Origin of the sequence: Streptomyces calvus, from assembly GCF_006782915.1 — a bacterium.
Lineage (GTDB): Bacteria > Actinomycetota > Actinomycetes > Streptomycetales > Streptomycetaceae > Streptomyces > Streptomyces calvus.
In genome coordinates this window covers 19,927-29,414 of the sequence record NZ_VCNP01000023.1, presented here as the reverse complement: position 1 = coordinate 29,414, position 9,488 = coordinate 19,927, and the positions used below count along the sequence as shown (strand labels likewise).

Genomic DNA, 9,488 nt, shown 5'->3' with positions numbered 1-9,488 from the left:
GGGGGGGGGGGGGGGGGGGGGGGGGGGGGGGGGGGGGGGGGGGGGGGGGGGGGAGCCGTTCCGCGAGGGACAGCGCCGGTGCCCACCACGAGGGCGGGAGGTCGGCGCTCCGGGGGGCCGGGAGGCTGGCGGTCTCAGTCACGAGAAAGAAGGTCGCAGACCCCTGCGACCCCCCACATGGGTAGGCGTCCCCCATATTCTGCGCGGTCCCCGCCGCGCCCGGCGTCCCGGCCCGCCCCCGATCGGTGGATGCCGCAGGTCAGCGGCGCGGGCACCCGCTCGGTGCGCATGGGTAGCGGGACGCCGCGGGCAGACGCGGTTCTGCGCGTTCGGCCCTTGTGCCCGCCCCCGGAACCTGCGTCGGCCCCCCTCCACCCGCGCTCCTCGGAGTACGGACCCCCCAGGGCCCGCCCCCACCCGCCCCCGCACCGGCCCCCGGGCCCCCACCCGCAGCTCACCGCTGCCGCGCCCGCCCGCCGACGGCCGCCGTGCGACGGGCGGCGAGGCGGGTCGTGGGGAATCCGACGCCGACGGGGGCGGTCCCGCCGGCCGGAAAGGTGGGGACCCGTTACCGATGCCGACGCGCCCCCGCCCGGAGCACGGTGGTGCGCAGTCCCACCGCAGAACCGACCCGGAGCGCCCACGGCCGGGCGGACGAACTTCCTAGGAGTAGCAGATGGGAGCACCTGTAACCGTCGGCGTGGTCGCCCTCGACCCGGTACTGGAGGCCGGCACGCGCACCACCCTGCTGGCCTGCCCGGACCTGACCGTGTGCGAGCCCGCGGACGCGCGGGTCGCCGTCCTCACCGTGGACCGCCCCGGACCGGCCGAACTCGACATGGTGCGCGCCACCCGCGCCCTGCGGCACAGCCCCGCCGTCGTCCTGGTGGCGGGTGCCCTGGCCTCCGGCGACGCCCTGCACGCCCTCGCCGCCGGTGCCCGCGGCCTGCTGCCGCGCCGCGACGCCGACGCGCCGCGCCTCGCCCACGCGGTGCTGGCCGCCTCCCGCGACGACTGCACCCTGCCGCCCCGCCTGCTCGAACAGCTCCTGGACCGCCCGGCCGACGCCCGGCACGGCGCCGGAGGCTGGAGCGACGGCATGCTGTCCGACCGGGAACGCTCGGTGCTGCGGCTGCTCGCCGACGGCCACGAGACGGCCGAGATCGCCCAGCGGCTCGCCTACTCACCGCGCACCGTGACCACCGTGGTCCACGACATCACCCAGCGGTTCAGGCTGCGCAACCGCGCCCACGCGGTCGCCTACGCGCTCCGGGCGGGCCTGCTGTGACCGCGACCCTGACCGCCGCGCCCCCCGCGCCCGGTGCCGGCACCACGCCCGCACCCGTCGTCCTGCGCATCCCGTCCTCGCCCGGCGCGGACCGCGTCCGCTGCGTGGCCCGCCGCGCCGGGCTGGCCTGCGCGCCGGAGCACGGCGGGCCCCGGGCCGTCACCGTGCTCGCCACCGCCGACGCCGCCCGTGCCCTGCGCGGCCGGCGGGACACCGGTCCCCTGGTCCTCGTGTGCGACACCGTCGGCCGGACGGACCTGCGGCTCGCGCTGCGGGCCGGGGCGGTCGTCCTGCGGGCCGCCGACCTCACCGAGGAGAACCTGGTGGCCGCGGTGCGCCGCGCGACCCACCCGCACCCGAGCATCCCCTATCCGGAGCTGTCCCACCTGCTGTCCAGTGGTCCACGCCCCGCGGACCCCGCCGACGGCCGCGGCCGGCCGGCCCTGACCGCACGTCAGGCCTCGGTGCTGCGCCTGATGGCCGAGGGCCACGGCAACGCGGACATCGCCCTGCTGCTGCGCTGCTCCGAACACACCGTCAAGAACGTCATCTACGAGATCATGGCCCGGCTGCAGGCCCGCAACAGGGCCCACGCCGTCGCCCACGCCGTGCGCCACGGCCTGGTGTGACCCAGTGGACGCCGTTGGTGTCGAGGACGCGGACGCGGGGGCGGGAGCCGTGGGCGGGACGGCCGCATCGGCCGCGGGCGCCCTCCGCCCCCGCGGCCGGCCGTCAGCCGGGGGGCGCGGGCAGCAGCCGCGGCTCGATCCGCTCCTCCACGGCCCGGTCGCCGTCCCGGACCACCACGTAGGCGCCCTTGCCCCGCTGTTCCGCCACCGCCTCGACCAGCTCGGTGCCGCGGTAGACCAGCCCCACACCGTCGTCGGTGCAGTGCGCCGTGGCGAAGACGCCCTCGGCGACCAGCCGGTGGGTCAGCGGACGCCGGCCCCCGTCACTGTCGTAGTGCACCCCGTTGCCGTACGGCAGCAGCCCCAGCCCGTTGGTGACCGGGCGGAGTTCGGGGCCGAAGGAGTCCGTGGTGCCGCCCTCGTACCAGCAGAGGGAACCCGCGCTCACCCCGGCGAGCACCACACCGGCGCGCCAGGCGCGCCGCAGGATCTCGTCCAGCCGGTGCGCCCGCCACACGGCGAGCAGGTTGGCCACCGAGCCGCCCATCACCCAGACCACGTCGTGGCCGAGCACCGTGCCCTCGACGTCGTCCACGTTCGGCATCGGGAAGAGGTGGAGCGGGGTGAGGTCGAAGCCCGCCACCCGGGCGGCCTCGCTCACTCGTGCCGTGACGTGCTCGGCGTCGCCCACCGCCGTGCCCAGGTAGAGGACGCGGGGGCGTCTGCCGTGCACACCGGAGAGATCGACCGCGTGGTGGACCAGGGCGTCGAAGAGAACCCGGGTGCGTGCGCCGACGCGATGACCTCCGGAGGTGGCGACGATGGTCGGTTCCGCAGCGGTCACGCCGGTGATCGTAGCGTGCCAACTCCCGTTCACCAGTGAGGTATCGGTGAAGGCATCGCGCGCTTCCGGCCTTCTCGGGGCGCCGGACCGTGCGGGGACACCGGACAGCGCGGGCACACCGCGGCACCACGGCGGGGACCGGTCCACCGGACCGGTCCCCGCCGTGTTCGCCCGTACGCCGTCAGGGCGTCCGCAGGGCCACCGCCGCCGCGTACCCCGCCGGGACCCGGACGTCCCGCACGCTCCACCCCGGTGCCGGGGCGGTCGGCAGTGGCCCGGTGCCCAGGTAGTCCAGTGCCGGATCGCGCACCAGGCCCGTGCCCAGTCCCTTCAGGTAGGCCTCCTTGCGCACCCAGGCACGGGTGAACGCCGCCGGACGCCCGTGCGCGGGCAGCAGCGCCAGCTCGTCCGCCTCCGCCGGGTGCAGCGCCGACTGGGCGCCGAGCACCGCCCGGTGCGTCGCCAGCCCCTCCACGTCGACGCCGACCGGTTCCGGGGCGAGCGCCACCAGCACCAGGTCCCCGCTGTGCGACAGGGAGAAGCGCACGCCCGGCGTGCGCAGGACCGGCCGCCCGTGCGGCCCGCCGCAGCCCGCGCACGGCTCCCGCGCCAGCGGCAGCGCGTCGGCGCGCACGCCGAGCAGCACGCTCAGCACGTCGCGCAGCGCCGCGTGCGCGACCACGTACGAGGCACGGTCGCGGTCGTGCCGGAACGCGCGGGCCCGGGCCCGTTCCTCCGCGTCCAGCAGCTCCCACGCGTCCCGCAGAGCCCGCTCGTCCTGGGCTCCGACATGGGCCAGGTACAGCTCCAGCGGCCCCCGCAGGACGCGCGGGCCCGGTGCCCGCGCCCGGTGCCGCAGCCCGGACAGGTCCAGCACGTCCGGACAGAGCAGACCGGACGGCGCCGGCGGCGGGGCGTGCGCCGGCGGGTCCAGGAGCCGGCCCGCCCGTGGATCAGACATCTGCCCCGGCCAGCCGGCGGCGCAGGCTGAGCGGGCGCATGTCCGTCCAGACCACGTCGATGCGGTCGAGGCACTCCTGCCGGCTGCCCCGCGTGCCCTCCGGGTACCAGCCGGCGGGCACCTCGCGGTCCGCCCGCCAGATCGAGTACTGCTCCTCGTCGTTGCGCACCACGAGGTACACCTCGCCGGTGTCCGTGCGGGTCTCGTCGGCGCCCGCGCCGGTCGTGGAGTCGGGTTGCGTCATGGTGAACCTTCCTCAGGTGGTGGGGCCGGCCGCAGGTCGGGGCCGACGCCGACAGCGTGCCGGGCGTCCACCCGCGCGGGGCAGGGACGAACGCGCCGAGCCCGCGGCGCGCGTTGCTGCCGGATCTTCTCTGGTGCCGTGCCGCCCCGGAGCGGGACGGTGCTGTCCTGCCGGGAGCCCGGCGTCCCGGCGGCGGCCACGGTCCGGCCGAGCGCCGTGCGGCTTCCCCGCGCACCCCCTTTCCGGAAGGAGCACCTGATGTCGGACGAGCACGCACCGGTCCTGCTGCCGGGCGGAGGCTGGCGGCTCTGGGAGGAGTTCGCGCTGCGCGGCCCCGGCTTCCCCGCCGAGGGCGTGCTGCGCCTGGCCCCGCCCGGACTGGCCGAGGCCGCCGACAAGTTCGGCCCCGGCGCCGATCTGTCCGGACCCGAGTGGCAGGCCTTCGCCGAGGAACTGTCGGCGGCTGCCGTGGACACCGCCCGCCACCTCCAGCACATCGCCGGCCTGCCCCGCTTCCAGGCGGCCCTCGCCTGGCAGAACCCGGCCGTGCTGCGCACCGGCATCGCGCCGTTCCTGCGCTGGACGCCGGGCGTGGACCAGCGCAGCAGCATGCCCCGCCAGCGCGAGGAGCTGGTCGCCCACTACTGGCAGCGGTTCTGCGTGAAGAACGACACGATCGGCTTCTTCGGACCCGTCGGCTGGGGCCGCTGGGACCCGTCCGCGCCGCACGCCGTCACCGTGGACGCCGGCCGCGGCTTCCTCGCCGCGCAGGAGGTCTACTTCTCCGGCTGGGCCGTCGACGCCCTGGCCAAGGTGCTCGCCGAGGACGAGGAGCTGATGCGGTGGATCCCGCCGCGCCGGATGTCCTTCGTGCGCTGCGAGGACGGCACGGTGCGGGTCCCGGGGCGGCCCGCCCAGCCCGTCGGTGAGCTGCAGCAGGCCGTCCTGCGGCACTGCGACGGCACCCGGCACCTGGCCGCCATCGCCGCCGAACTGGCCCTGGACCCGGGCGAGGTGGCCGCCATCGTGGACGAACTGGTCCGCCGGCGCTGGGTGACCCGGCGCCTGGAGGTGCCCGCCGCCACCCACCCCGACCTGGCCCTGCGCCGGATCCTCGAGCGCGTCCCCGACGAGGCCGCACGCGAGCGTGCCCTGGCCGGCCTCGCCGTGCTGGAGCGCGGCCGGGACGCCGTACGCGCCGCCGGCACCGACGCCGCCGCGCTGACCGCCGCGATCGGCGCCCTGGAGGCCGACTTCGCCGCGCTCACCGACAGCGAGGCCCAGCGCGCCAAGGGAGCACGCACCGCCCCCTGCCGCGGACTGGTGTACTCCGACTCCCGGCGCTCCGCCACCGCCACGGCCGGCCCCGCCCTGCTGGCGCACCTGGAACCCCTCCAGCTGTGCCTGACGGCCGCCCGCTGGATGACGAACCGCTTCGCCGACGCCATCCGTGCCCGCCTGCGCACCGTCCACGCCCGGTTGAGCGCCGACGGCACCCCGGTGGACCTCGCCACCCTGTGGATGAACACCCTGCCCTCCCCGCACCCCGACGCCGGCGACCTGATCGACGCGGCCCAGGCCGAACTGCGCGCCAAGTGGGCCCGGATCCTCGACCTCCCGCCGGACGCCCGCCGCGTCCGCCTGACCACGGCCGAACTGGCCGACCGCGTGCGCCGCGAGTTCGACGAGCCCGGCGACGGCTGGTCCCTCGCCCGCTACATCAGCCCCGACGTCCTGGTCGTCGCCGAGGACGCGGACGCCCTCGCCCGCGGCGACGTCGACCTCGTCCTCGGCGAGATGCACTGCGCCCTGAACACCATGGGCGCCTCCCTCTTCGTCCACCAGCACCCCGACCGCGACCGGCTCGTCGCCGAGACCACCCGCGACTTCCCCGGCCCCCGTCTGCTGCCCACACTGCCCAAGGAGCTGCCGCTCAGGTGGTCCACCCGCAGCCGCCCCTCCCTGGACCGGCCCGAGGACCACTACGTGACCCTGGTCGACCAGACCGGCGACCCGCACCGCCCGAACTCGGTGCAGAGCGCGGACGTCCGCGTCGAGGACCGGGACGGCCACCTGACGGCCGTCCTGCCCGACGGCACCGTCCACGACGTCCTCGACGCCTACGCCAACACCCTCACCCAGCGCGTCATGGACCGCTTCACCCTCCGTCCCGAGGGCGAGCACACCCCGCGCATCACCATCGACCGTATGACCGTGGCCCGGGAGACCTGGCAACTGCCCGTCGCCGACGTCGACTTCGCCGACGACAAGAGCGAGGCCGCCCGGTTCGTCCGCGCCCGGCACTGGCAGCGCCGCCACGACCTGCCCCGTTTCGTGTTCGTCGTCTCCCCGGCCGAACCCCGCCCCTTCTACGTCGACTTCGACAGCCCCGTGTACGTCACCATCCTCGCCAAGGCGGCCCGCCGGCTCGCCCGCAAGGACCCCGGGGCCCGCCTGAAGGTCAGCGAGATGCTGCCCACCCCCGAACAGGCCTGGCTCACCGACGCCGACGGGCACCGCTACACCTCCGAACTCCGTTTCGTGGCCGTCGACCTGACCGTCACCGGCACCCAGGAGGCCTGATGCGCACCGTCGCCGACGACCTCGCCGCGCACGCGGCCCGCCACCCGGCCCGCATCGCGCTGGACACCCCCACGGGGCAGGTCACCTACGGCCGCCTCGCCGCCCGTACCGGCGAACTGACCCGGCTGCTGCGCGCCCACGGCGCCGGCCCGGAGACGGTGTGCGCCGTCGCCGTCGAGCACGGCGCCGACGCGGTCGCGGCGATGGCCGCGGTCATCCGCTGCGGAGCCGCCTTCCTCACCCTGGACGTGGCCCAGCCCCGCGACCGGCTCGCGGCCTTCGTCCGCAGCGCGGGCACCCGGCTGCTGCTGACCACCTCCGCACACTCCCGCGCCCTGGACCCGGACCTCCCCACGATCCTGCTGGACGGCCCCGCCACCCGGCCGGAAACCCCCGCGGCACCGCCCGCCCGGGTCGACCCGCGCGCCCTGGCCTACGTCAGCCACACCTCCGGCAGCACCGGCGAGCCCAGCCCCGTCCTCGTCGAGCACCACGCCCTCGACGCCTATCTGCGCGACACCGCCCGCGCCTTCGGTCTCGGCCCGGACACCGTGGCCCTGCAGACGGCACCGCTCGGCTACGACGCCTCCATCCGGGACACCTTCGCCCCGCTGCTGGCCGGGGCCCGCCTGGTGATCGTGGAACGCTCCCGGCTGCTGCGGCCCGCCGACTTCGCCCGCACCGTGGGCGAACACCGGGTGACCGCGCTGCTCAGCACCACCCCCTCCTTCCTGACCCACCTGGCCGGGCAACCGGACCTGCCCGACCCGCTGCGCGGCGTCACCCTCGTCGCCTCCAGCGGCGAGTCCCTGCGCCCCTTCCTCGCCGCCGGCGGACGGCGGACGGTCCCGGGCACGCTCGTCAACCAGTACGGACCGACCGAGTGCACCATGACCACCACCCGCCACCGCGTCCCCGACCAGCCCGACACGGCCGAGGACACGGTCGGAGCACCCCGCCCCGGCACGGTCGTCCGGGTGCTCGACACCGACCTCACGCCCGTTCCCGACGGCACCGTCGGCGAGGTGTACATCGGCGGCGCGGGTCTCGCCCGGGGCTACGGCGGGCGCCCGGCCCGCACCGCCGAGTGCTTCCTGCCCGACCCCTACGGCCCGCCGGGCGCGCGCCTCTACCGCACCGGCGACCTCGGACGGTGGGGCCCGCAGGGCCTCATCTACGTCGGGCGCACCGACCGGCAGATCAAGATCCGCGGCTACCGCGTGGACCCCGCCGAGATGGAAGGAGCCCTGCTCGCCCACCCCCGCGTCAGCGGCGCCGTGGTCACCGCGCACACCGACGACCGGGGACGCACGTACCTGGTGGCCCACGTCACCGGCGACCCGGCCGTCACGGACGCGGAACTGCGCGCCCACATGGCCCGCTCGCTGCCGCAGCACCTGATGCCCCGGCACTTCCGGCGCCACGAAGCGCTGCCCACCACCCGCGGCGGCAAGGCGGACCGCCGCCGACTGGTCGCGGGGAGCGCCCCGTGACCGCCACCGGGCTGCGGCCGGCCACGGCCGACACCCTGCCCGGCCCCGCCGACGTCGTCGCGGCCGCCGCCCGCATCGCCCCGCACGTCCGCCGCACGCCCCTGCTGAGCGGCCCGGTGTCCGCGGCGCCCGGCACGAGACTGCTGCTGAAGGCGGAACACCTCCAGCACGGCGGCTCGTTCAAGACACGCGGAGCCGCCAACGCCCTCCTGGCGCTCGGGGCCGAGCGGGTCGTCACCGGCTCGTCGGGCAACCACGGCATCGCCCTCGCCCTGCTCGCCCGCTCCCTCGGCGTCCGTCTGACCGTCGTCCTCGCGGCGGGCGCGGACCCCGCCAAGGCCGCCGCCATCCGCGCGCTGGGCGCCGAGACCGTCCGCGTGGGCGGGGGAGTGGCCGAGCGGGAGGAGCGGGCGGGCGCGCTCGCGCAGGAGACCGGCGCCACCCTCGTGCCCTCCTCGGACCACCGCCTGGTGGTCTCCGGGCAGGGCACGGTCGGCTCCGAACTCCTCGCCGACGCCCCCGACACCGAGACGGTGTACGTCCCGACCGGCGGCGGCGGACTCCTCGCCGGTGTCTGCCTCGCCGCCGCGGTCCACCCGGTCCGCATCGTCGGTGTCGAACCGGCCCGCACACCCCGCTACGGCCGCTCCCTGGCCGCCGGGCACCCCGTTCAGCTGCCGCCCTGCACCACCGTCGCCGACGGCCTGCGCGGCCAGCGGCCGGGGCGCGTCCCCTACCCGATCATCCGCGACCGCGTCGACGACCTGATCGCCGTCGGCGACGACGAGATCCTCGCCGCCGCCGCTCTGCTGCGCCGCCTCGGTGTCGACGCCGAACCCAGCGGAGCCGTCGCACTGGCCGGAGCCCTGCGGGTCGGCCGCCGCGAACGGGCCGTGGCCGTCGTCTCGGGCGGCAACACACCCGCCCGCCTGCACGCCCTGCACCGCACGGACACCACCGACCCCACGGAAACAACCGTGGCGACCACCACCGAGGAGCACGCACCATGACCGAGAACGCCGCGACCGCCACCCGTACCGCCGACCTGCTCGTCGACATCTTCCGCGAGGTGCTCGGCCTGCCCGACCTGACCGAGGACACCGACTTCTACGAGGCCGGCGGCGACTCGCTCACCGCCTTCCAGATCACCGGCCACCTCGAGCAGATCATCGGCGCGGAGGTGCCGGTCTCCCTGGTCTTCGCCTACCCCACACCGCGGGACCTGGCCGAGGTCGTCGACACCGACTACGGCCGCGCCTGACCCGGCGCGCCACCACCGCGCGCCCCACCGGTCCTCGGCGCGGCCCACCCGCACGAGGACCGGGGGCGGGTCCTGCCGGCTCCTCCCCGCGCGCCACCGGACAGCCCGACCGTCCGCCCCTCCGCGCCTGCCGCCGGACAGCCCGACCGTCCGATCCCGCCCGCCCGAGGTCTCCACCCGCCCGT

9 protein-coding genes are annotated in these 9,488 nt (G+C 76.6%); 6 read left to right on the top strand and 3 right to left on the bottom strand.

Annotated features, from left to right (window positions below):
* Window positions 1-676: 676 nt before the first annotated feature.
* Both FGW31_RS10215 and FGW31_RS35245 read left to right on the top strand, forming a co-directional pair.
* Entirely contained in the window at window positions 677-1,288 is a 612-nt protein-coding gene (locus tag FGW31_RS10215) for a response regulator transcription factor (RefSeq protein WP_142193074.1), read from the top strand.
* Window positions 1,285-1,917 carry a helix-turn-helix transcriptional regulator gene (locus FGW31_RS35245; protein WP_220450373.1) on the top strand — a complete coding sequence of 211 codons (633 nt, stop codon included), beginning with the start codon at window positions 1,285-1,287 and terminating at the stop codon, window positions 1,915-1,917. Before FGW31_RS10215 ends, FGW31_RS35245 begins: the two co-directional genes overlap by 4 nt.
* Before the next feature lie 103 nt (window positions 1,918-2,020).
* Here the strand turns inward: FGW31_RS35245 and FGW31_RS10205 are convergent, their stop codons facing one another.
* The 3 genes from FGW31_RS10205 to FGW31_RS10195 form a co-directional block, all read right to left on the bottom strand.
* On the bottom strand, window positions 2,021-2,761 hold the full coding sequence (locus FGW31_RS10205; protein WP_142193073.1) for a Type 1 glutamine amidotransferase-like domain-containing protein: 741 nt from the start codon (window positions 2,759-2,761) through the stop codon (window positions 2,021-2,023).
* A gap of 181 nt (window positions 2,762-2,942) precedes the next feature.
* The gene (locus tag FGW31_RS10200; protein ID WP_142193072.1) at window positions 2,943-3,722 is read right to left on the bottom strand and encodes a 4'-phosphopantetheinyl transferase family protein; all 780 of its coding nucleotides are present in this window, start codon (window positions 3,720-3,722) and stop codon (window positions 2,943-2,945) included.
* The gene (locus tag FGW31_RS10195; RefSeq protein WP_142193071.1) at window positions 3,715-3,966 is read right to left on the bottom strand and encodes an MbtH family protein; all 252 of its coding nucleotides are present in this window, start codon (window positions 3,964-3,966) and stop codon (window positions 3,715-3,717) included. Before FGW31_RS10195 ends, FGW31_RS10200 begins: the two co-directional genes overlap by 8 nt.
* Window positions 3,967-4,224: 258 nt before the next feature.
* Between FGW31_RS10195 and FGW31_RS10190 the strand changes: the two genes are divergently transcribed.
* The 4 genes from FGW31_RS10190 to FGW31_RS10175 are packed head-to-tail and all read left to right on the top strand — an operon-like array spanning window position 4,225 to window position 9,303.
* Window positions 4,225-6,549, top strand: a complete 2,325-nt coding sequence (locus tag FGW31_RS10190) for a lantibiotic dehydratase (protein ID WP_142193070.1) — start codon at window positions 4,225-4,227, stop codon at window positions 6,547-6,549.
* Complete coding sequence (locus FGW31_RS10185) at window positions 6,549-8,042, top strand: amino acid adenylation domain-containing protein (protein WP_142193069.1); 1,494 nt, start codon at window positions 6,549-6,551, stop codon at window positions 8,040-8,042. Before FGW31_RS10190 ends, FGW31_RS10185 begins: the two co-directional genes overlap by 1 nt.
* Complete coding sequence (locus FGW31_RS10180) at window positions 8,039-9,052, top strand: threonine ammonia-lyase (RefSeq protein WP_142193068.1); 1,014 nt, start codon at window positions 8,039-8,041, stop codon at window positions 9,050-9,052. The genes FGW31_RS10185 and FGW31_RS10180 overlap by 4 nt, the downstream gene beginning before the upstream one ends.
* Window positions 9,049-9,303: an acyl carrier protein gene (locus tag FGW31_RS10175; protein WP_142193067.1), complete on the top strand. Its 255-nt coding sequence runs from the start codon at window positions 9,049-9,051 to the stop codon at window positions 9,301-9,303. The genes FGW31_RS10180 and FGW31_RS10175 overlap by 4 nt, the downstream gene beginning before the upstream one ends.
* Window positions 9,304-9,488: the final 185 nt, after the last annotated feature.

What these genes read in the sequence shown, in the direction of transcription:
- FGW31_RS10190 (WP_142193070.1), top strand. Translation starts at nt 4,225, where the DNA reads ATGTCGGACGAGCACGCACCGGTCCTGCTGCCGGGCGGAGGCTGGCGG.
- FGW31_RS10175 (WP_142193067.1), top strand. Translation starts at nt 9,049, where the DNA reads ATGACCGAGAACGCCGCGACCGCCACCCGTACCGCCGACCTGCTCGTC.
- FGW31_RS10185 (WP_142193069.1), top strand. Translation starts at nt 6,549, where the DNA reads ATGCGCACCGTCGCCGACGACCTCGCCGCGCACGCGGCCCGCCACCCG.
- FGW31_RS10200 (WP_142193072.1), bottom strand. Translation starts at nt 3,722, where the DNA reads ATGTCTGATCCACGGGCGGGCCGGCTCCTGGACCCGCCGGCGCACGCC.
- FGW31_RS10215 (WP_142193074.1), top strand. Translation starts at nt 677, where the DNA reads ATGGGAGCACCTGTAACCGTCGGCGTGGTCGCCCTCGACCCGGTACTG.
- FGW31_RS10195 (WP_142193071.1), bottom strand. Translation starts at nt 3,966, where the DNA reads ATGACGCAACCCGACTCCACGACCGGCGCGGGCGCCGACGAGACCCGC.